Source organism: Calditrichota bacterium (assembly GCA_013112635.1).
GTDB lineage: Bacteria > Calditrichota > Calditrichia > Calditrichales > J004 > JABFGF01.
The window spans coordinates 200,949-222,411 of record JABFGF010000005.1; the positions used below are offsets into that span (position 1 = coordinate 200,949).

General features: G+C 37.7%; 21 protein-coding genes. 7 read left to right on the forward strand and 14 right to left on the reverse strand.

Annotated features, from left to right (window positions below; all coding sequences use genetic code 11):
- Positions 1-105: 105 nt before the first annotated feature.
- From HND50_14390 to HND50_14425, 8 genes are all read right to left on the reverse strand, one after another.
- A complete protein-coding gene (locus HND50_14390) occupies positions 106-273 on the reverse strand; it encodes a DUF1289 domain-containing protein (GenBank protein ID NOG46427.1) in 168 nt (55 codons plus the stop codon).
- A 39-nt stretch (positions 274-312) separates the two neighbouring features.
- Entirely contained in the window at positions 313-1,605 is a 1,293-nt protein-coding gene (locus tag HND50_14395; protein ID NOG46428.1) for an FAD-dependent oxidoreductase, read from the reverse strand.
- An 11-nt stretch (positions 1,606-1,616) separates the two neighbouring features.
- On the reverse strand, positions 1,617-2,087 hold the full coding sequence (locus tag HND50_14400) for a hypothetical protein (protein NOG46429.1): 471 nt from the start codon (positions 2,085-2,087) through the stop codon (positions 1,617-1,619).
- A gap of 88 nt (positions 2,088-2,175) precedes the next feature.
- On the reverse strand, positions 2,176-3,609 hold the full coding sequence (locus tag HND50_14405) for a ferrous iron transporter B (GenBank protein ID NOG46430.1): 1,434 nt from the start codon (positions 3,607-3,609) through the stop codon (positions 2,176-2,178).
- Positions 3,609-4,352, reverse strand: a complete 744-nt coding sequence (locus HND50_14410; GenBank protein NOG46431.1) for a transporter — start codon at positions 4,350-4,352, stop codon at positions 3,609-3,611. Before HND50_14410 ends, HND50_14405 begins: the two co-directional genes overlap by 1 nt.
- Positions 4,349-5,137, reverse strand: a complete 789-nt coding sequence (locus tag HND50_14415; protein ID NOG46432.1) for an iron transporter FeoB — start codon at positions 5,135-5,137, stop codon at positions 4,349-4,351. The genes HND50_14410 and HND50_14415 overlap by 4 nt, the downstream gene beginning before the upstream one ends.
- Positions 5,138-5,302: 165 nt before the next feature.
- Positions 5,303-6,322, reverse strand: coding sequence for a DtxR family transcriptional regulator (locus HND50_14420; protein ID NOG46433.1), 1,020 nt, complete (start codon positions 6,320-6,322; stop codon positions 5,303-5,305).
- 266 nt (positions 6,323-6,588) lie between these two features.
- A complete protein-coding gene (locus HND50_14425) occupies positions 6,589-7,359 on the reverse strand; it encodes a ZIP family metal transporter (GenBank protein NOG46434.1) in 771 nt (256 codons plus the stop codon).
- Between the two features lie 284 nt (positions 7,360-7,643).
- Here HND50_14425 and HND50_14430 point away from each other — a divergent pair, with 284 nt between their 5' ends.
- A complete protein-coding gene (locus HND50_14430; GenBank protein ID NOG46435.1) occupies positions 7,644-7,982 on the forward strand; it encodes an STAS domain-containing protein in 339 nt (112 codons plus the stop codon).
- Between the two features lie 4 nt (positions 7,983-7,986).
- Here the strand turns inward: HND50_14430 and HND50_14435 are convergent, their stop codons facing one another.
- The gene (locus tag HND50_14435) at positions 7,987-8,400 is read right to left on the reverse strand and encodes a hydrolase (protein NOG46436.1); all 414 of its coding nucleotides are present in this window, start codon (positions 8,398-8,400) and stop codon (positions 7,987-7,989) included.
- 63 nt (positions 8,401-8,463) lie between these two features.
- Positions 8,464-9,267, reverse strand: a complete 804-nt coding sequence (gene map, locus HND50_14440) for a type I methionyl aminopeptidase (GenBank protein ID NOG46437.1) — start codon at positions 9,265-9,267, stop codon at positions 8,464-8,466.
- Positions 9,268-9,714: 447 nt separating this feature from the next.
- On the opposite strand from map, the gene HND50_14445 reads away from it, so the two are divergent.
- Both HND50_14445 and HND50_14450 read left to right on the forward strand, forming a co-directional pair.
- The gene (locus HND50_14445) at positions 9,715-10,686 is read left to right on the forward strand and encodes a nucleotidyltransferase domain-containing protein (protein ID NOG46438.1); all 972 of its coding nucleotides are present in this window, start codon (positions 9,715-9,717) and stop codon (positions 10,684-10,686) included.
- A complete protein-coding gene (locus HND50_14450; GenBank protein NOG46439.1) occupies positions 10,668-11,267 on the forward strand; it encodes a hypothetical protein in 600 nt (199 codons plus the stop codon). The genes HND50_14445 and HND50_14450 overlap by 19 nt, the downstream gene beginning before the upstream one ends.
- 91 nt (positions 11,268-11,358) lie before the next feature.
- On the opposite strand, the gene HND50_14455 is transcribed toward HND50_14450, so the two are convergent.
- The 4 genes from HND50_14455 to HND50_14470 form a co-directional block, all read right to left on the reverse strand.
- Positions 11,359-12,000, reverse strand: a complete 642-nt coding sequence (locus HND50_14455; GenBank protein NOG46440.1) for a hypothetical protein — start codon at positions 11,998-12,000, stop codon at positions 11,359-11,361.
- Positions 12,001-12,104: 104 nt separating this feature from the next.
- Entirely contained in the window at positions 12,105-12,563 is a 459-nt protein-coding gene (locus HND50_14460; protein ID NOG46441.1) for a type I restriction enzyme HsdR N-terminal domain-containing protein, read from the reverse strand.
- A 107-nt stretch (positions 12,564-12,670) separates the two neighbouring features.
- Positions 12,671-13,408, reverse strand: a complete 738-nt coding sequence (locus tag HND50_14465; GenBank protein ID NOG46442.1) for a sulfite exporter TauE/SafE family protein — start codon at positions 13,406-13,408, stop codon at positions 12,671-12,673.
- A 12-nt stretch (positions 13,409-13,420) separates the two neighbouring features.
- Positions 13,421-15,199, reverse strand: a complete 1,779-nt coding sequence (locus HND50_14470; GenBank protein NOG46443.1) for a hypothetical protein — start codon at positions 15,197-15,199, stop codon at positions 13,421-13,423.
- A 309-nt stretch (positions 15,200-15,508) separates the two neighbouring features.
- Between HND50_14470 and HND50_14475 the strand changes: the two genes are divergently transcribed.
- From HND50_14475 to HND50_14490, 4 genes are all read left to right on the forward strand, one after another.
- Positions 15,509-16,825: a 6-phosphofructokinase gene (locus tag HND50_14475; GenBank protein NOG46444.1), complete on the forward strand. Its 1,317-nt coding sequence runs from the start codon at positions 15,509-15,511 to the stop codon at positions 16,823-16,825.
- A 16-nt stretch (positions 16,826-16,841) separates the two neighbouring features.
- A complete protein-coding gene (locus tag HND50_14480) occupies positions 16,842-17,705 on the forward strand; it encodes a protoheme IX farnesyltransferase (GenBank protein NOG46445.1) in 864 nt (287 codons plus the stop codon).
- A gap of 153 nt (positions 17,706-17,858) precedes the next feature.
- Positions 17,859-18,506 (forward strand): cytochrome C, encoded by a 648-nt coding sequence (locus HND50_14485; GenBank protein NOG46446.1) that lies wholly within the window; start codon positions 17,859-17,861, stop codon positions 18,504-18,506.
- Positions 18,503-21,457 (forward strand): TAT-variant-translocated molybdopterin oxidoreductase, encoded by a 2,955-nt coding sequence (locus HND50_14490; GenBank protein ID NOG46447.1) that lies wholly within the window; start codon positions 18,503-18,505, stop codon positions 21,455-21,457. Before HND50_14485 ends, HND50_14490 begins: the two co-directional genes overlap by 4 nt.
- Positions 21,458-21,463: the final 6 nt, after the last annotated feature.

Below are 21,463 nucleotides of genomic sequence, written 5' to 3' on the forward strand. Positions count from 1 at the left end.
GGTGATATCCTAGGAAAATCAGATATTTTCAAATCAAATAATAATTATCAGGTAGGTGATTGAAAAAAAATAGTTTAGCCGGAAATGGAATATTGTAGACAGATATTATCGTGTCAAAATTTCGGTGAGCAATTTTTTACGCTCTTTATTTGAAAACTTACCCCAATGCTCAATTTCATCAATCGTTCGTTTGCAGCCCTTACATAATCCGCTTTTCTTGGACATTTTACAATTACTATTGCAAGGGGACTTTATTTTTTTAGATTTTCCCATTTATAATCTTTTATATTTTTTGAGATTGATGTTCAGTCGTTAAGTTATCTTGAAAACTTTATTTAAAGTGGCTTCATGGATTTCTTTAGCAGCACGCAAACCAGAAACAAGAGCTCCCTGAATCCAACCATGATTATCCGAAGCATGTTCACCAGCGAAATGAATTCGATCTTCCGGTTTGCCAATATGGGAAGCAAGCGAAGCATCCTGGCTTGCAGTGGGAGAAGCCCAGGCACCGCCTGACCATTCATCAAGAGTCCAGGAATGAGAGGTATAGTCCTCTTCATAATTTTCAATACCTGGGAAAGCACTTTTCCAGCGGTCAATAACGTGTTGCTTTTGGTTTTCAAAGTTTTTTTTATCCGCTTCCAAAGCCCGGTTTCCTCTTAAGTAGGATAATAGCATGGCCTTGGGCCCGGAAGTATCCCATGTCGGTTGCCAAATTTCTTCAGGTAAATCGCTATTGCCCCAACCATTTAATTGCTCGTCTTCCCAAAAACGTTTTGTAAACTGAATAAAAATTCTTGAAGATGCACGATAGTTATAGCCACCTGTGCTTGCTTCTATTTTTTCCGTAGAAAGGGCCGGTGTAAACTTTATTCGATTAAGAATTGGCAAAGGAACGGTGCATAAAACCCTGTCTGCTGAAAATTCTTCACCACTGGAAAGCCTAACAATTACCTGCTCAGTTCCCTGATTAATGAAAACAACAGGTGATTGTAATTGAATTTTTCCGGCGAGTGATCCTGCGAAAGCCTGAGGCAAAGAATCCATGCCACCTTTTATTTTAGAATAGTCTTTACGGTTTATTAATCCACCTGGCCAGGGCGGAGTATTAAGATAATCATTGGCTGCAATGAGGGTGCGTTTGTTGGATGTTAAGTTTATGTAACTCCCGGATTTGGGATAAAAGGGATCTAACTGAAGTCCAAAATATTCGGCGTAGCCGATTGTGAGATCATGATCCGGTGGAATTCTGGCTGCTCCGGCTTCTGCAAAATATCCATCAGAGAATGGTTCACGAAGCGTCAAAACTCTTCCACCGACACGGTCTCTTGCTTCAAAAATTGTTACCTCGTGGCCCGCTTGAGAAAGCTCAAAAGCAGCGGCTAATCCGGAAATGCCGGCACCAATAATAATTACTTTTTTTGTTGAATAACTTCCAATTAGCTTTCCCGGAGACTCGGGATTTGATCCCAATGAATTTTCACTGCAAGAGGCCAAAGCAAATCCTGAAGCAAGCATCATACTTTTACTAATAAACTCACGACGTGATATCTCACTTTTTTGTGAGTGTTCAAACAGAAATTTATAAATAATATTATCAATCATGCCTGTTAGCTTTATTCAAAATATACGCTATAAGCGTCAAGGTATTCTTTAACTTTTATGGCTTGCTCTTGGCCCAATTCCAAATTATTTGAAGATGAAAGCGAATCGACCGCCGGGATATAGCCCATCATGAAAACATGAAGCTGATCATGTGCGGCACCATCCATTGTACAGCCTTTTAAAAGCTCATTTACCTGGCCGCGTAATTCCACGCCAACACCTTGTAAGCCTTCAATTGAGCTATGATCTGAGGCGGAAAAGGTGGAAGCCATTTTTTTAAAGCTGGATCGTGTATGCTCATCCATCAGCCATTTTTGGCCATCGTTTAATTGCATCCCGGAAATGGAATCAGCTATTTGATGTGCGTGAATTTCACTGTTGTTTTGTTCTGAATCAACTTTTGAGTGCTTATTATTTCCACATGCTAAGATGAAAATTGTTAATAAAATAAAGATTATAATTCCAGAAAACCGGATACTCATTTTAATCTCCAGGTTAAGTTTATGGATAAAAGATAAAGTAAAATTTGGATGATATTTAACAATCTAACCTAAACATTTTTTGGTACTTTTAAAAGAATATTCGCCAGATTTGGGCTACAAAAAAAGTAACAATTAAACCAAGCGCTACAGGCATTAAAGCCGAAAACCAGGTCCATTTAGCGCTGCCGGTTTCTTTGTAAATGGTGTAGATTGTTGTTGAGCAGGGATTATGCAGCAGGCTAAAAAGCATAAGGTTAACTGCTGTTAAAAGCGTCCAGTTGGCCTGGCTAAAAAGAGATTTATAAGCGTTATCATCAGTAAGCTCAAACATGACGCCGGTACCTTCACCCATACCTGCAATATTTAAACTAAGTACAGTTAGCATTAATATAACAGGGATTACGATTTCATTGGCCGGGATTGCGATCACGTAAGCAAGCAAAATTACGCCGTTTAACCCGATAAGCCAGCCAAAAGAATCCAGAAATAAAATAACATGTTCGGCAATGCTCAAATCGCCGATGGAAATATTTGCTAAAAGCCAGATTACGGCACCGGCAGGCATGGCAAAAACAACGGCCCGCCATAAAACGATTAGTGTGCGGTCAATTAACGAGGTGTAAATTGTTTGCCAAATTTGTGGTGGTCGGTATGGTGGCAGCTCCAGGCTAAAAGTAGATGCTTCGCCTTTTAGGATTGTTTTGGAAAGACCCCATGAAACAAGAAATGTAAAGAATATTCCCAGAAGGGCAATGCCAACAACCGACATGGCTGATACAAATCCAGCCATTGCAGGTGGAGCGATTGCCCCAATAAACAAAGAGGCGATTAATATTTGTGTTGGCCAGCGCCCGTTGCATAAAGAAAAATTATTGGTGATAATGGCAATCAGTCTTTCACGAGGACTATCGATGATACGCGTAGCCACGATGCCGGCAGCATTACAGCCATAACCCATACTCATTGTTAAAGCCTGTTTGCCATGCGCTCCTGATTTGCGGAATAAATTATCCAGGTTAAAAGCAATTCGCGGGAGATATCCAAAATCTTCCAGCAAGGTGAAAATAGGAAAAAAGATAGCCATCGGCGGTAGCATTACAGCAATAACCCAGGCAGAGGCCAGGTAAATCCCATCTACCAGCAACCCGGTGATAAAATCAGGCGATCCCATCGAAATGAAAAATGATTTTACGATTGGGTGCAGGAAATCGATCAAAAATTCCGCCAGCATCCCGGATGGATAATTGGCCCCTTCGATGGTAATCCAAAACACTGCAGTTAAAATAATCAGCATTACAGGGAAGCCACTTATAGGACTGGTTAATATTTTATCTAAAGTCCGCTCCCAGCTAAAACGTCCCTTTTTACCGGATTTTATAATTACTTTGTCGCTTATTCTTCCTGCGTCTGCATAAAGGTTATTCATCAGGTTGTCATGCAGGTCATCACCAATTTCCCAACGCAGGGATTGTGCTGTTTTGAGTATTTTTTCGTTTGTAAGATTGCTCATTTTTTTTTCCATTAAAATATATTCTGAAACAAGCTGGATATTCCAATATTAAAATACCAGCTCTCAATGTCACTATTTAAAGATTTGCCAACTGACAGATCTATCTGTGATAGCGGTGCGGCCATCCAGGTAATTCCACCATCAAATAGAATATTAAGGTCTGTGTCTTGCGGTTTGCTGCCATATATTTCCAGATAGGATCCAAAAGTTTCAGTTAAATCAACTCCGGCAGCTACAGAGTATTTAAAATTAAAACCGGAACCATCAACAAAGTCACCACCTGCGTTAATACCCAAGCTAAACCTGTCGGATAGAGATTTTTCCAAAGCCATCAAAAATCCGGGTTCAGCTTTTTCATCTGAATCGTTTCCAAAAGGCGGGAAAGATACTTGAGCTATTAATGCCATTTCCGGCATGTTTGCGGTTTCTTCAAAAAGATGAATTTTGGTGCCTAGTTGCAAAGCGATTGTTTTTTCAAAATCATTATTAGAATTAAATCTATTCAGATTGTAGCTGCTTCCAATTCGAAGTTCGGCTTCCTGGAAAAGCCCAAAACGAAATAATGTACCGGCAATTTCGTATGATTCAGCCGGATCTTCATTTTGATATAAAAGACCGCTTTCTACCTGTAAGCTGTTTTTAGGTACAACTACTGCAGATTCTGTTTGGTCTGGCCTGTCTGTTACAAGCTCTGTAGCTTGAGCGTGCACAAGGTTTAATATTAAAATCAGAGAAATGTAGATTGTAATTCTCATATTTTTTCTTTTATTTTGCTGTTCAATGCAAATTCCAGTTCATTATTTTGCATAGCTTCTTCAATGTGTTTATCACCTTCCAGCAAACGCAGGGCCAGCCAACGTGCATTGTCAATTCCCTTGTATTGATTTTCAATTTGGCTTGCCAGTTGTGCAATAGCTTTATCCAACTTTCGTGAACTGTCTTTCCTGCGAAAAGGTTTACAGACAAATTTGCCACTGGCCACCTCATCAATTTTGGTTAACAGTTCTGGAATCCCTTTTCCACTGCGTGCAGATGTTGGAACTACAGGAATTCCTAATTCCTTTGAGAGGAGCCTGTCATCAATTTCAATTTTATGGCGCTGCGCTTCGTCTATTAAGTTGAGGCATAAAACTGCCCTATTTGTAATTTCCAAAACCTGTAAAACAAGATTGAGGTTACGCTCCAGCCGGGTTGCATCGGCAACAATAACTGTTACGTCCGGTTGGCCAAACAGTATAAAATTTCTTGCTACTTCTTCATCGGTGCTGGTTGAAAGAAGGGAATAAGTACCCGGCAGATCAATCAGTTTGTATTTATTATCATTGTATTCAAAACCACCTTCCGCCCGAGTAACAGTTTTTCCCGGCCAATTGCCGGTATGTTGGCGTAAACCGGTGAGGCTATTAAATACGGTGCTTTTACCAGTGTTGGGATTTCCTGCCAAAGCTAAGGCAAAATCCCAGTTATCCATATTTATACCAAGCCTTTTTAGCTGGCTTTTGTTATGAACGGCACAGGTTTCGCAATTTGGGTTGGTCATTTTTATCTTTCTGTAGAGACGCGATTAATCGCGTCTCTACGTTTTTTCACGGTAATCAGGTTCCATGTTTGTTATTAATCGCGTCTCTACGTTTTTACACGGTAATCAGGTTCCATGTTTTTGTTATTAATCGCGTCTCTACGTTTTTAACACCGGTTAATGGATTTAATTATTTTTTTTAATTCGAACCACTCGGGCCTGATCATCTCGCAAGGCAATCATTGCACCACGGATGTTATATGCTGTAGGGTTTTTTCCTGCACTTTGTAATTCACTTGTAACCACTGTTCCGGGAATGATGCCCAAATCCATAAGACGCCGTCTTTGCATTCCACGGCACGATTTTGAAATCATCACAACTTCACCGGATTCACCGACAGCTAAGTCTGAAAGTGATTTAGAGGGGACTTCTATTTGCTGATCTTTTGATATCTGGATCGTGGTGATATTTGCGGCCACAATTGGAGCCAGAACAATCTCTTCACCTTCAGATGTGAAACGGATTTTTGAAGAGGACTTTTCTAACAAGTGAATTTGCATTCCCGGATTTAATCCTTCTGCTACAAGCTGGGCATATAATGCAGGTGGTTCATCTTCAATGTGGGTGATTATTGCAAACTCACCTTCTATAAGTTCGGATAGAGGTTTGCCTTTTTGCGGTGGTATTTCACCTTTAGCTGTTGGGATTGGATCACCATGAGGATCAAATGCCGGGTTGCCCATATGTTGAGCCAGTTGTTCTGCCTGGGCATTGGTTGTCGTATGCTCGCGCAGTTCCGCCTCTTTGTGCCACTCCATTTCCGAAAGGCCTGTTTCATCTGCAAAATAGCGCTCCCACAAGCGGTGCATGCGGATAATCTTTAAAGCATATGTCCGGCCTTCATTGGTCAGGTTAAATTTTGACACATCAAAAATGACCAGGTTCATCCCGCTTAATTTTTCCAAGAGAATGGCTGTTTTTTCCTGACTTAACTCCAGGGCCCCGGATATACTTTTTAGGGTACTTGGCTTGTTGCGGTATTCATGATCATATAATTGTTTCAGCGTATCTTCCATCATAACGCGATCGGTGTTGCGCTTACCAATTTTGAATTGCCAGAACATGCCTTTTTCCGGCCAGAATAAAAGGCCCAGGATAATTGCAATCACAAAAGCGTATGTTAAAGCTATAATCGGATCTATCATTTTTTACCTCAAAATTTGAATTTAGAACTTATCTGGTAAAAATATTTTGTTCAACACAGAGGCCGCAAAGAAAACGAATAAAAAAATAAAAGAAAATTCAGGGTTCGTTTCATCGCTTACTTAAATATTTTTATCCCCAACTGATAACCCTTTTACCCTTAAAACGAAGTTTCATGAAAAGTACTTTTATCTCAGTGATTCTCTGTGTCTCTGTGGTGATAATTTTTTGGTTCGTAGCAAAAGTCAGGAACACAAGCATCCAGCATCTATAAAATCACCTGGACTAACAGCATCGCGCAAAAACCAATCGTGAAAAACCATGCAGTTTTGGATGGGCTTTCCTGTTCCAATGCAACCGGGATCAATTCCAATAAAACGAGGTAGATCATAGCTCCGGCAGCAAAACCCATTAATACCGGCATCAATGGCTGAAAAAACCAGGATGCTAAACTTGCCGGTATGGCTGCAATCGGTTGCGGTATGCTTGTTAAAACAGCTGCCCAGAAACAGCGATTTATGGTCGCTCCCGCAGCACGCATCGGGATTGCTACTGCCAAGCCTTCAGGGATATTATGGATTCCTATTGCTAATGCAATGTATGATCCAAAATCAGTGTCAAAAACTTCACCGGATGCATAGCCTACGCCAACTGCAATTCCTTCCGGGATACTGTGGATGGCCATAGCTAAAAAAATTAATAATTGCCCGCGTGTACTGGCCTTAGTTTTGTTCGATCCATCAAAGTTTGTTTCCATTTTTGCATGGGCAAACCAGATGAAAGCTGCGCCCAACCCGATTCCAATAATTATTGGTGCAACATCATTAAATGAAAGATGGGTGCCGGAAGTACTTAACCCGGGCAAAAGTAAATTATAAACCGAGGCAGAAAACATAAGGCCACCGGCAATACCGTAACCCAAACCTGTTCTTTTTTCCAGGTTTAGTTTTGGAAACAGTAATGGAAGTACGCCCAGACCGCAAGCAAGACTGGCCAGGATTCCGGCTATAAATGAATCAAATACAATATTAACAGGCATTGGCATTTTTCCTTTGATGTAAATATAGAAATAGAAATTAGGTTAATCAAATAAAAAATTAGATAAGACTAACTTTTAAATATTCTAAACTAAAACGTGTGGTTTTTTCCGCGATTAGTACCATTTTGTTTTCAATATAACTTTTTTATAAATTTTTCGTGTAATGCTTTTTTGTTAAATAAAATTATAGTTAATTATAAAAGATTCCGGACGATACATAAACAATCTTCTTTTTGTAATATATCCCAAGTAATTTTATCATTTAAATATTTATAGGAAACGTAATGCATTTTGTAGAAACAAAGGTTAATAGAGTTGTAATACTTACTGTAAAAGGGAATCTGGTTCAGAAAGATGAAACAGATAAATTGCAGGAAAAAATTCTCAGCATTTTAAATAAAGATAGAAAATATCTTGTGATTGATTTAAAACAGGTTAGCATGATCACCAGTTTGGGAATTGGTGGGTTGATTCGTGCTTTAAGGACTGTGCGAGAGAAAGATGGTGATTTGAAGCTTTCTTCTGTTAATGCCAGTGTCCGTAAGGTTTTTACAATCACAAAGCTGGAAGAAATAATTGAAATTTTCGATACCTCGGATGAAGCTGTAAAAAGTTTCGAGTAGGACTTCAGCTTTTTAACTCATCAATAAAATCCCGGAATTTATCCATTATTGTTTTCGGTTCTGTATCAATGCCAAAATCTTCAGGATGAATAATTTTTAGCACATTTGTCCATCCAGGGAAGCCTTCTAAATTTCTATCATCGATAAATAGTTCCGCGTCAATTTTGCGGCTTGCTTTTGAATTATCAAACTCTTCCTCAGGAAAGCTTTTATTTACAGCATAAAATTCGATACCATTATCTTTGCAAAATTGGACAGCTTCATCAAGCTCTTTGCCGCTGCGGTAGGTCCATAAAATAAGTTTGTGTTTGCGATCCTGAAGTTCTTTCAAAGCTTCAAAAGCAAATAGTATGGTTTTCCCAATTTCGGGATATTTATGTTCTACAATGGTCCCGTCAAAATCTACTGCAATTTTCATAAAAACTTGATCCTTTGATACTTGACGCTGGATACGCTTTTCGCACAACGCCTTTCGGTTCTTTTATATAACTATTGAGCCTTTTTTCTTTAATGCTTCTTCCACATAATCAAATGTTGAAAGTACTTCCGGCTTGCCATTGACTATTGCCACATCGTGTTCAAAATGTGCTGAGGGTTTTTTGTCTGCAGTGATGATTGTCCAGCCATCATTCAGCTGGATAACATTTTTCGTACCCATATTTATCATTGGCTCGATGGCCAGCACCATTCCATTTTTTAAACGTGTCCCTTTGCCCCTTTTGCCATAATTGGGAACCTGAGGTTCTTCGTGTAAATGTTTGCCAACACCATGACCAACCAGTTCGCGCACTACACCAAAGCCATTACTTTCTGCATGTTCCTGAATGTGGTATGCAATGTCACCGATTTTATTTTTATCTTTGGCAAAGCTAATTCCAATGTCGAGACATTCTTTGGTAACTTTAAGAAGCCTTAAAACCTGTAGATTGGTTTCACCAACGACAAAAGTGTAGGCATGATCACCATAAAAGCCGTTTAGTTTTACGCCACAATCCACCGAAACAATTTCACCATTTTCCAACGGTTTTTTTGACGGGATTCCATGGACAACTTCTTCATTGCGAGACATACATAATGTGGCCGGAAATGGTGTTTTGCTTCCGGCATAACCCTTAAAAGCAGGTTTCCCGCCATTGTCTTGGATAAATTCTTCGGCCAACTTATCCAGTTCGAGTGTGGTTACACCGGGTTCAATTTTTCCTGCGACAAGCCCCAGAGTTTTGGAAACAAGCCTGGCGCTTTTGCGAATTTCTTCAATGTCTTTTTTTGAATAATATCTAATCAATTATTTTCTTTCTTTTAATTCTTGCCCATACTCATACTCTTACTCTTGCTCACTTGAAACTTGAAACTTGAAACTTGAAACTTGAAACTTGAAACTTGAAACTTGAAACTTGAAACTTGAAACTTGAAACTTGAAACTTGAAACTTGAAACTTGAAACTTTTAGAAAGTATTTAAGATAATCAATTTTACGCGCCCGAGTCTAATAAATGTTTGGGAGAAGTTCAATTAATTTGTTTTGTTTATTTTTTATATGATAGGGTTATTGTTAATCCCATATATAAAAATAACAGTCTTATTTCTATAATGGATATTCGCCACATATTGAAATTGAAGTTTGTAAAAGCAGTTGTTTTTTAATATGTTATGGATGTTGTATTTCAAAATAATCTGCCCCAAATGATACAATATTAACGTTTTGATAGATTATAGCATAATTAAGGAGAGTTATGATTTATAAAAAAACATATAAAAGTCATAGTATGCTCAATAAAAGAGCGACTAATTCTACTGAAAGAATAGACACTTTAAGAAAAAAATTCAATAATTGTTTAAAAGATAAATTCAAAGATATAGTTGTTTATTGTGTTGGATCAATTGGAAGAGGGGAAGTTGGTAATGTTTCTAATTTAGATTTATTTATTCTATCAAAACATGAACAAAAAGATATCAGCAAATTAGACGAATTACTTTTACTAGCTGAAATAATAAACATAAATCAACAATTAGATTATCCTGATTTTAGCAATGATGGAAGATTTCTGAAAGTATATTCGTTAAAAGACATGTTAGGGAAGTTGGATTCTCCATTAGATGATTACGAAAATTCATTTACTGCAAGAATGCTTCTTTTGCTAGAAAGTAAAGCAATTCATAACAATGAATTATATGAGACTTTTATAGTTGAAATAGTTGATCACTATTTTAGAGATAAAAAAGATACTGATAAATTTAAACCATTATTTTTGTTAAACGATATTCTTAGATATTGGAGAACCCTTTGTTTAAATTATGAAAAAACTAGGAATGACAAAATAAAACCTTGGAGAAAGAAAAATATTAATTTGAAATATAGTAGGATGTTGACCATTTTTGGAACAATTCTTCCAATTGTAGCTTTACCTGTAAAAAATCGTGATCAATTTATTGAGCTAACAAAGCTTACGCCGTTGGAGAGGTTCTCTTATGGTTTAGATATTATCGGCTCATATAAAACAGATAAAGACTATCAAAAATTTTTAGATTTATATGAAAATTTTTTATTTTGTAAAGAAAATGAAAAAAAAGAAGAACTGACAGAAAAGTGTAGATGTAATGCAGAGAATTTTTCTGACTATATATATGGTGCATTAATGCATGAGAGTATAAATAATGAACTAAAGAAATATTGGTGCTGTAGTTTATGTATTTTCTATTTTTAGAAATTTTAGAAAACGATATTGTTTTTATTCTAAACTCACTGAGGAGTATTTTTAGTCAGAAAGAAAAAAAGGCTAGTATTCATATTACTATAAGAGGCCCTGAGAAAGAACCAATAATAAATGAAAAAAAATTTAATGACTTTCTTTCGCCACCTCCCCAAATTGGAATTAGAACTCCAGGTATTTTTTCATTTAAGAACCAATATTATTTGTACTTAACTGTTTATTGTCCTGAAATGAAAGGTAGTCCAATCTGGAAAAAGCCGGATTTTCAAGGAACGTTTAATCCACACATTACAATAATGGAAACGGATGATAAAGTTTTAATTAACAAAGTTTATAAATTTATGAAAACCGAAAACATATCTCTTCTATCCTCAAACTATAGGTATACTTTATACAAACAAAAACAAAACGAACTATTTGATTTCACTAATCTTAATAAAAAGAATACTGATTTAGGTGAACTTCTTTCAAGGAGGAGAATAAGGCCTGGTTTATTAGAAAGAGCTGTTTCTTTAATGAGCAATTATCATAAGGAAACTGAAGAGTTTTTACATGCTAACAATAGCGTTAAGTAGGAATTTAGCCACCGAGGCATGATTTCTAGTTGTAAGTTTTTACACCGTTAAATCATCATATGCTCAACATTGTTTTAGGTTTTACAATTATTCAAACCTTACACTCATCTTCACAGCCACACTCTTTACCAGCTGCTTTTTCGAAAGCCTCTTTGCCTTCTTTTACAGAAAACCAAATTAGTCCGGCGGCACCCAAAATATCAAAATAAGCAATGCCGGTAAACTCAAATAGCAGGCTTGAGGCCAGCAGAATAAAAGACATATACATGCACACCAGGTTGCAGTTTGCATCCGCGATAATGGCATCTGAGCCCAGTTTGCGGCCAACATCTTTTTTTAGTTTTATCAAAAGCCACATGCTAAAAATAGAAATGCTGCTGATAATAATTCCAGACAAAGTTGTTTCGGGCGATCGCTGTTCAATAAGGCCAATCACCGCCCCGGCAGCCAGTGCAAAGGCAAGGGCATAAAAGGACCAACCGGTAATTTTTAGGGCAAGAATTTCAAACGGGCTTCTTTCCAGCGATGAATCATTTTTTAAACGGTAGGTCATATTTACAATGCCAAGAGCCGAAATGGTTTCAATAAAACTATCAAGTCCAAAACCAAAAAGAGTCAGGGCTTCATCTTCCATCCCAAAATAAACAGAGACAAGTCCTTCTATAAAATTATAGCCGACTGTAAAAACGGCCAGCCATAGGGCGTAGGCATATAAGTTGGTTTTTGTTTCGATTGCTTTTTCCTTTTTATTAAATTTGAAATTGAACAGATACTAATCTTACTCAAATACTGATACACTATTTCAAGAAATTTTTATCCAGTATCAAGTATCCATTATTAAGTTTCCAGTTTCATCTCCTCGTAATCCGGGATGTGATCCAGGAAAATAATTTTGGTGGGATCGAACTCAATTTTACAACAATAATGATCCATCCCGTTTGTAATTATCAGGTATGGTGCATTTAAAGCAGAGTTATACAATGCAATCTGCTTAAAGGTTTTTTCTGTTATTTTGATATTAGGTTTTTTGCATTCCAAAATGGCCAGCGGGGTTATCTCACTTGTATGGATCACTGCATCGCAACGTCGCGTTTTCTCAAAAGCTTTAATTGTTTGTTCAACCTTGATTAGGCTTTTAGGATATTTTTTATCCTGTACAAGATAAGCCAAAAAATTTTGACGCACCCATTCTTCAGGAGTAAGTGCTACCCACTTTTTGCGGATTGGATCAAAGATGGATTCATTTTCAATCCTGAAAGAAAAGTTTGGCAGGTTTAATTTAGATAAGTGTGTCATAAATTATTTTGAATAATTCTACCACAGAGATCGCAGAGACCACAGAGGAGAAAATAGTTTTTTAAAACTCTGTACCCTTCATGTACTCAGTGGTAATAAAAATGATTTTATAAAAAAAGTTTTATAGCCATTAAGATTATTGCAACTGCCAAAATATAGCGGATAAATTTATCACCTTTTTTTACAGTAACATGGGCTGCAATCCATGCACCGAGCATATTACCTGCTGCGAGGGATAAACCAAGCGCCCAGTTAATTTTATCATTAAAAACAAAAACCAAAATTGTTGGGATGGTATAAATCAAAACAAGAATTAGTTTATAAAAATTTACGCGTACCAGCGATGTCTGTAAAAAATGAAACAACGTACCCATAATAATAAATCCGATCCCAACCTGAATAAAGCCACCGTAAAATCCAATCGCGAAAAGCGACAAATAAAAAAAGAAACCCGGTTTTTCTGTCTCATTCAGACCCGGATTTCCTTTCCGCTTTTGAAACAGGGAAATTACTACGCCAATCATCACAATCCCAAGAATACGTTCAAACCAGACATCATCAATTTTTATTGAATAGAAAGCGCCAATAATTGCACCGGGAATGGTAAAAAGTGAGTATTTTAATGCAATCCGCGCACCCGTAATTTTTTGATTTTTAAAACTGCTGATACCGGAAACATTTTGAAGGAAAATTGCAATGCGGTTTGTACCATTTGCTGTTGCGGCATCAAGGCCGGCAAAAATTAAAACGGGTAATGTCAGGGTAGAACCGCCACCGGCAAATACATTCATAAAGCCGGCTATTGCGCCTATGGCAAATAATAAAATTTCTTTTGGGATTTCCATTAATAATGGGTTTTAACCCGGCGGGTTTTCGATATTAAGTTTTTGTTTAAGATGGGTGAGATTTCTTTCAAATGTGGCTATTTGGCTGTCGATGTCATTTTCCAGGTTTTCGGAATCAAGAAAATCTTTGATGTATCCTTTTGTTTTATCCAGCTCTTTTAGCATGGTCTGGTATTTGACAATTATTTTTTGGAGTGGGATCAGCCTGTCTTTTGTTCTGTTTTGCCTGCTGATTTTCATGGCCGCGTTTTGTGTTTTTTCAAACTCATCAAGATACTTTTCCAGCCCGTCTTCAGGATTTAAGGCCAACAGGTTTTTATATTTCCGCTCTAATTTAGGAATTGTAATGGCATATTTTTCGGATTCGAGTTTCTTTTGCAAAGCTAATTTCTGGGTTTTTAAAATTTGCTGCTTTTCTTTTACTTGCTTGTATTTTTTAAAACGCTCGATATGTGTATCAATGTACTCAAGGTCATCCAATAAATAGGATTCATTGCGCAGGCTAAAAATTTCAGCTTCTACGGTTTGAATTTTCTTTTTGAGAAGAGTTTGTTTTAACTGGGTTGTTTCAATGACAAAGAAAATATTTTGTTTAATTTTGCGAAAAACCAAAAACTCAATCACTGCTGCAATCAGCATAGCGCCAAGCGTTTCGAAAATTTGGGAAGGAAAGGAAATTAAGCCGGCAATTAAAATTGAGAGCAGACTGATAGAGTAGGTCAGTAACTCATTTTTTTTCTTTTGGTTAAGCTCAATTTGCAAAGTACCAATTCGGATTGAAAGTTTGTCGTACTCATTTTTCATGTGGGCAAGATCAATCGACAGGTTTTGATACTTTTGAAAATCTTCTATAAACGTATCCGGCAGGTTGGCATAAACAAGTAACTTTTGGTTAAGCAGCTTGTCATGCTCGGTTTTCTGATTATTAAGCTCCTGGATTTTTTTATAAAGTTCCCTGTGATTTTCCTGCAAGCTATTCAGAAATTGGATTTCCTTTTTTACTTTTGTTGCATCGAGGTGATAAATTAAAGGAAAGCGCTGTTTTAAACTGGCATCCATTCCGTTGGTTCTTAATGGCCTGTCAGAAAGATCCATCCAAAACTTCTTTAACTTATCAATATCTGTTCTCAGGCTTGTGCAGCTTTGCTCAATTTTCTTGGCATTTTTTAACAGCTGTAATTTTGTGGATGATTGTTTTATATCATCAGCAGGTTTGTTCCCGTTGTTTTTGTAAGCTGTATTTGTAATGATATTATTGGAAGAGTCAATCAGTTTACGGATGGCAGCAAGCTTGAACTTAGGCCGTAAAAAAAGATAAAGCAGATCCAGCAATTCACCAAAAGTAGATTTATCAGATTCCAGGTTATCTTTACAGACTTCAATTAAAAAGGATTTATCATTTATTGAAAAAAACGATTCGAGAATGTGGATGTATGGACGGCTGCTATTGCCAAGGTTTGTATCTTTGCCCTGAAAAACGGGGGTTTGTTTCTCTTTCCCTTCAGAGAGTACAGCAACAATTCCGGTTTCAAAATCTCTTTCTATGTGCAGGATATAATCGTCAAATTTTAGATTGGTTCGCCCGGTAAAAATCATTGATTCATAATCTTTAAAGTCAGGCTTTTCGAAGTCACTGAGTCCGTAAATAATGCCCAGCAGGGATTTGAACAGGAAACGTTTGTTTTCTGCGCGTGCGGAGAGAATACTTTTATTTTCAATGGCAGTTAGATCAAGACCGATACTTGGATCGACAGATTTAAAGCCGTTTAAATTTATATCCTGTATAATCATGGGGTTGTATTAAATTTTGTAAGCCTTAAAATAATAAAAAGACAAATCTTTAACAAAGAATAATTACCATAATTTTTTAATGAAGCAAGATTAGTGTTTACCTAACAAAATCATTTTCCAGCTTCGATGAACTAATTAATAGCAGAAATAGCTTTCTTGTTTTTATTGAAATTGATGTTTTAATAGGGATAAACATAATTTTAACACAAATATAACGGTTTTCTGTTATTTATATTTGAAAACTTGGGTACAACCGATTAAATTCACGGGCTAAATTTTAATCCCCATATAAAAATCTCGGAGTTAAAAATGTATCCTAAACGGTTAGCCATATTGGTTGGCGGCGGCCCTGCGCCTGGTATTAATAGTGTTATTAGCGCTGCAACCATTAGAGCAATCCTTGCCGGTGCGGAAGTTATCGGTATTCGCGATGGTTTTAAATGGCTCATGCAGGGAAATATAGATAATATTGTCAATTTAAACATTGATACGGTAAGCCGTATTCATTTCCGTGGTGGCTCTTATTTGGGCATTGCACGGGACAATCCCACAAAAAATAAAAAATTCCTGGAAAATACAGTAACCTCACTATTAAGATTAAATGTCGATAAACTTATTACGATAGGTGGTGATGACACGGCTTTTTCTGCGCACAAAGTAGAAGAAGTAGCGGATGGCCGCATCCAGGTTGCCCATGTTCCTAAAACCATTGACAATGATCTTGACCTGCCGCACGGTACAGTTACTTTTGGATACCAGACAGCCCGCCATATTGGTGTAGAAATTGTAAAAAATATAATGACCGATGCCCGCACAACAACACGTTGGTATTTTGTTGTAACAATGGGGCGCAAAGCAGGCCACCTTGCACTGGGGACTGGTAAATCTGCCGGTGCAACTTTAACGCTTATCCCTGAAGAATTTCCAGATAAAATTTCATTGAACCAAATGATCGATACTTTGGTTGGTGCAATAATAAAGCGCAAAAGTTATGGCCGCGAAGATGGTGTGGCTATTATTGCCGAAGGCTTAATCGATAAGCTTGATCCACATGCATTTGATGAGCTTGTAAATATTGAAAAAGATGAACATGATAACCTGCGTTTTGCTGAAATTAATTTTGGTGAAATTCTTAAATACCATGTTCAGAAACGATTGGAAGAGTTTGGATTAAAAACAACCATTGTTGCTAAGAATATTGGTTATGAGCTGCGCTGTGCTGACCCCATCCCGTTTGATATGGAATACTGCCGTGATTTGGGTTACATGGCTGCCAAGTTTTTATATGACGGCGGCAATGGAGCCTTAATATCTATGCAACAAGGCAAGTTTATTCCAATGTATTTTAAAGAAATCCTTGACCCTAAAACGAAAAAGATGAAGATAAGATTGGTGGATACTGATTCAGAATCTTACCATATTGCATACAGGTACATGCTCCGCTTAAACCAGGATGATTTTAATGATCCGCATGAGCTGGCAAAATATGCAGCCACGGCAGGTGTTTCCTTAGAAGAGTTTGAAGAAAAATTCAAATATCTTGTTGAAAATGCAGATACATTTGATTTACAGAATCCTGTAAAGAAAAAAGCGGAAAAATCAGACAAAGTAGAAAAGAAAGGTTAGGCCCTTCAAAAGGATTATGGGAAAAACTCTTAAATCATATTTTGATTTAACCAAGCCAACGATAATGTTGCTTGTGGTTATTACCGGCGGAACCGCACTTGTATTAGAAGGAAGCCTAATCAATGAACCATTCAGGTTTCTGCTCGTAATCATAGCTATCTATTTAACGGGTGGATCGGCAAATGCGCTTAATCAGTGTTTCGAGCGTAATATCGATGCCAAGATGAAAAGGACTTCAGCAAAACGCCCTTTGCCTACAAATAAAATTAGTCCGGTTGCAGCATTTGTTTTTTCTATATCAATTGGTGTGGCAGGGTTGCTTATTTTTGGATTGTTTTTTAACTGGTATAGTGCACTGCTTTCTTTAAGCACTATTTTGTTTTACAGTTTATTTTATACACTCTATTTAAAACCAAACACTTCTCAGAATATTGTTATTGGCGGAGCTGCTGGTTCAATGGCACCGGTTGGGGCATGGGTTGCAGCATCCGGTTCTATGGCTTTGGATCCCTGGATTTTATTCTTAATTATTTTTTTATGGACCCCGCCTCATTTCTGGGCATTGGCCCTGGTATATAAAGATGATTACCGTGTTGCAAATTTGCCGATGATGCCGGTTGTTAAAGGAGATAATTCTACTTTCAGACAAATAATTGTTTATTCGTGGCTTCTTGTAATCAGCAGCTTATTTATGCTGATAAATCAAAGTCTGAGTATAATGTATATTCTTGCTGCTGTGGTATTGGGTGTAATATTTTTATCAAAAACGTTTAAAGCAAACAAGCAAAGATCGGAAAAAGAAATTAAAGGATTGTTTGGATATTCTATTATTTATTTATTTCTGTTGTTCATGGTGATTGTAGTAGATGGAGTCATTTAAAGAAAATTATAGAAAATAAAAAAAGTGTTTGAAAATAATTTTTCCACAATTTATATTAACATTTTTCAAAATTTTGTCTATAAAGATTTGATCCCGCAAAAACAATAAAATATTTCAAAGTTCTAATTTTTTAATGTGAAAGAGGAGTAACTCTTGTCTCAAATTTTTAATAAAAGTGCCAATTTGTGGCCTGTCTATCTTGCTGTTATTGTAATTTTCCTTAGCAGTGGGCTGGTAGGTTTTTTCTGGTATTATGGATCACCGGAATATACAGATGTTGGCTATAGACCAAAACAACCCGTTGATTACAGCCATAAATTGCATGCAGGAGATTTGGGTATGGATTGCCGCTATTGCCATACTGCTGTTGAGGTCTCTGCAAAAGCAAATGTACCACCAACAGAAACCTGTATGAATTGCCATTCACTGATAGGTACAGATAATGCAAAACTTGATCCGGTAAGAGAAAGCTGGGTTACTGGAAAATCAATAGAGTGGGTTCGTGTTCATGATTTGCCCGACTACGCATTTTTTAACCATAGTGCGCATGTTAATGTTGGTATTGGTTGCGAAAGCTGCCATGGAAATGTTGCCGCGATGGACAAAGTAGAGCAGAAAGTATCACTTAGTATGAGCTGGTGCTTAACTTGCCACCGCACTCCGGAAAATCATATCCGCCCGTTGGACCAGGTTACAAAAATGAACTGGACAATGCCGGACAACCAGGCTGAATTTGCCCAGCAAGTAATCAAAGAAAAAAATATCACACCTCCCATAGATTGTTCAGGATGTCATCGATGAAAGAAATACAAAAAAATATTAGTGGAAAAGAATACTGGCGCAGCATGGATCAGCTTGCTGATACGCCGGAATTTCAACAGTTTTTAGAACGTGAATTTCCTGAAAATGCATCCGAGATGACAAATCCCGTTTCTCGTAGAAAATTTTTGGGTTTGATGGGCGCATCAATTGCTTTTGCAGGCTTGGCCGGTTGCAGGCGTCCTGTAGAAAAAATTGTGCCTTATGTAAAAGCTCCGGAAAATGTGGTTCCCGGAATTCCACAATACTATGCTACCACAGCAACTTTTGGTGCCCACGCTTATGGGCTTCTTGTTGAAAGCCATGGCGGAAGACCAACAAAAATTGAAGGAAATGAAAAACATCCTTCTTCCCGTGGAAAAACAAATGCCTTTTTACAGGCAGAAATTTTAAACCTTTATGATCCGGATCGTGCTAAAGAAATTATGCATGAAGGTGAGCAATCTGACTGGGAAAGCTTTGTAGCATTCTGGAAAGAAAAACATACTCAGTTTGCAGAAAACCAGGGCGAAGGCCTTGCTGTAATATCAGGTGAGTTTTCTTCTCCAACTTTGCATGGATTATACAGTACATTTAAGAAAGCATTTCCAAAAGCTATATGGGTAATTGATGAACCTGTAAGTTATGCCAACATGTACAAAGGTTTACAAGCTGCCACGGGAAAACTTTTACGTCCGAATTATCAATTTGAAAACGCAAAAGTTATTGTCTCACTTGATAATGATTTTCTTGGAACAGGTGTCGAGTCTGTATCTTCAAACCTTGGGTTTGCAAAAGGACGCAGGGTCGAATCTGAAAAAGATGAAATGAACCGTTTGTATGTTGTAGAGTCAAGTTTCTCAATTACGGGCGGTATGTCAGATCATCGTAAGCAACTTTCACAGGCAAATATCGAAGGTTTTGCACGTCAACTGGCCTCTACCTTGGGTATTGCAAATGCTGACACCAGCGTTGTTGAATCCAAATGGGTGAATGCCCTGGTTGACGATTTAAGAAAGAATAAAGGCACATCGCTGGTAGTTGCAGGGCATCGCCAAAGTGCTGCTACACATGCCTTGGTTTTTGCAATTAATGAAGCGCTTAAAAACAATAATGCTACTGTTACATATCACAACCCCTCTTATGCGGTTCTTGAAGATAGTAATCTGGCTGATTTTGCTTCAATGGCAAATTCTGGTAAAATTAACACGCTTGTCACGATTGGATCAAACCCGGTTTATTCTGCCGCAGCTGATCTAAATATTGCTGCAGCTCTAGAAAAAGTAGAAACCAAAATTTCCCTGGCTGTACATAAAGACGAGACTGCTGCAAATGCCAATTGGCTAATTCCAATGTCTCACTTCCTTGAATCTTGGGGAGATGCGGCGGCGCTAGATGGAACACTTTCTGTTGCCCAGCCACTTATTCAACCACTATATAATAGTAAAAGCAATCTCGAAGTCTTAAACCTTGTTGTTTCAGGAAGTAACAAAACAGGACATGATCTTGTTCAGGATACCTGGAAAGGTTTATTAAAAACATCAACTCTTGGTAAAAGTTGGCGCAAAGTTTTACATGATGGCCTTTATGAAGCATCAAATAATACGGCTCCTTCTGTCAACAGTTCTGCAGTTTCGGTACTCATCTCTGACACGAAATTAAACAATAATAGCCTGTCAAAAGAAAATCTTGAAGTTGTTTTCTATGCTTCATCTTCTATGTATGATGGACGTTTTGCAAACAACGGCTGGATGCAGGAAGCGCCGGACCCGGTTACTAAACTTTGCTGGGACAACGCCGCTTTAATCAATCCAAGAACTGCTCAGGAACTTGGTGTTAATTCAAAAGATTTGGTAACGCTTTCAGTTAATGGGCGTTCGATGGATATTGTTGTTTCGGTTACGCCAGGTGTTGCAGACAATGTTGTTGCATTGGAGCTTGGTTACGGAAGGAAAAATATTGGTCGTATTGCAGATGGTGCCGGATTTAATGTCAATGTTTTGAGAACTTCGGCCAACTCAACTTCTGCAGATGGAGCAAAAATTACAAAGACAGGGCGAACCTATGCATTGGCAAATACTCAAGATCATAATTCAATGGAAGAGCGTCCGCTAATCCGTGAAGCTACTCTTGAACAGTATCGTCAGCATCCAAGTTTTGCTCCTGATATGGTTAAGCATCCACCATTGGAATCTTTATTTGAAGATTATTCTTATGAAGAAGGTTACCAATGGGGTATGACAATAGATTTGAATACATGCACCGGTTGTAATACGTGTTTGGTTGCATGCCAAAGTGAAAATAATATCCCGGTTATCGGTAAAGAAGAAGTTGAAAAAGGCCGTGAAATGCATTGGATTCGTTTGGATCGCTATTTTGCAGGTGATGTAAATGATCCCGAAATGGTTTACCAGCCTGTTGCTTGCCAGCATTGTGAAAATGCTCCATGTGAGCAGGTTTGTCCGGTTCAGGCTACTCTGCACGATGAAGAAGGTTTAAATGTAATGACTTATAACCGTTGTGTTGGAACTCGTTATTGTGCAAATAACTGCCCATACAAAGTTCGCCGTTTCAACTTTTTTAATTATACTAATGATTACCCTGAAACAATTAAAATGGCACAGAACCCGGATGTTACTGTTCGCTTCCGTGGTGTAATGGAAAAATGTACTTATTGTACACAAAGGTTGCAGGGTGCAAAGATTACTGCAAAAAATGAAGGTCGTCAGGCTAAAGATGTTGATTATGTAACAGCTTGTCAGCAAGCATGTCCTGCAGAGGCCATTGTTTTTGGCAACATAAACGATCCTGAAAGCGATGTTGTAAAAGCTAAAAAGCAAAACCGCAATTACGCTATGTTAGGAGAGTTGAATATCAGGCCTCGCACTACATTTATGGCCAAGTTACGCAATCCAAATCCTGAAATTGAAAAACTAATCGAAACAGTAAGTTAATTAAAT

Excerpts from the sequence above, each read along its gene's own strand:
- HND50_14390 (NOG46427.1), bottom strand. The coding sequence starts at position 273 with ATGGGAAAATCTAAAAAAATAAAGTCCCCTTGCAATAGTAATTGTAAA.
- HND50_14395 (NOG46428.1), bottom strand. The coding sequence starts at position 1,605 with ATGATTGATAATATTATTTATAAATTTCTGTTTGAACACTCACAAAAA.
- HND50_14400 (NOG46429.1), bottom strand. The coding sequence starts at position 2,087 with ATGAGTATCCGGTTTTCTGGAATTATAATCTTTATTTTATTAACAATT.
- HND50_14405 (NOG46430.1), bottom strand. The coding sequence starts at position 3,609 with ATGGAAAAAAAAATGAGCAATCTTACAAACGAAAAAATACTCAAAACA.
- HND50_14410 (NOG46431.1), bottom strand. The coding sequence starts at position 4,352 with ATGAGAATTACAATCTACATTTCTCTGATTTTAATATTAAACCTTGTG.
- HND50_14415 (NOG46432.1), bottom strand. The coding sequence starts at position 5,137 with ATGACCAACCCAAATTGCGAAACCTGTGCCGTTCATAACAAAAGCCAG.
- HND50_14420 (NOG46433.1), bottom strand. The coding sequence starts at position 6,322 with ATGATAGATCCGATTATAGCTTTAACATACGCTTTTGTGATTGCAATT.
- HND50_14425 (NOG46434.1), bottom strand. The coding sequence starts at position 7,359 with ATGCCTGTTAATATTGTATTTGATTCATTTATAGCCGGAATCCTGGCC.
- HND50_14430 (NOG46435.1), top strand. The coding sequence starts at position 7,644 with ATGCATTTTGTAGAAACAAAGGTTAATAGAGTTGTAATACTTACTGTA.
- HND50_14435 (NOG46436.1), bottom strand. The coding sequence starts at position 8,400 with ATGAAAATTGCAGTAGATTTTGACGGGACCATTGTAGAACATAAATAT.
- HND50_14445 (NOG46438.1), top strand. The coding sequence starts at position 9,715 with ATGATTTATAAAAAAACATATAAAAGTCATAGTATGCTCAATAAAAGA.
- HND50_14450 (NOG46439.1), top strand. The coding sequence starts at position 10,668 with ATGTATTTTCTATTTTTAGAAATTTTAGAAAACGATATTGTTTTTATT.
- HND50_14460 (NOG46441.1), bottom strand. The coding sequence starts at position 12,563 with ATGACACACTTATCTAAATTAAACCTGCCAAACTTTTCTTTCAGGATT.
- HND50_14465 (NOG46442.1), bottom strand. The coding sequence starts at position 13,408 with ATGGAAATCCCAAAAGAAATTTTATTATTTGCCATAGGCGCAATAGCC.
- HND50_14470 (NOG46443.1), bottom strand. The coding sequence starts at position 15,199 with ATGATTATACAGGATATAAATTTAAACGGCTTTAAATCTGTCGATCCA.
- HND50_14475 (NOG46444.1), top strand. The coding sequence starts at position 15,509 with ATGTATCCTAAACGGTTAGCCATATTGGTTGGCGGCGGCCCTGCGCCT.
- HND50_14480 (NOG46445.1), top strand. The coding sequence starts at position 16,842 with ATGGGAAAAACTCTTAAATCATATTTTGATTTAACCAAGCCAACGATA.
- HND50_14490 (NOG46447.1), top strand. The coding sequence starts at position 18,503 with ATGAAAGAAATACAAAAAAATATTAGTGGAAAAGAATACTGGCGCAGC.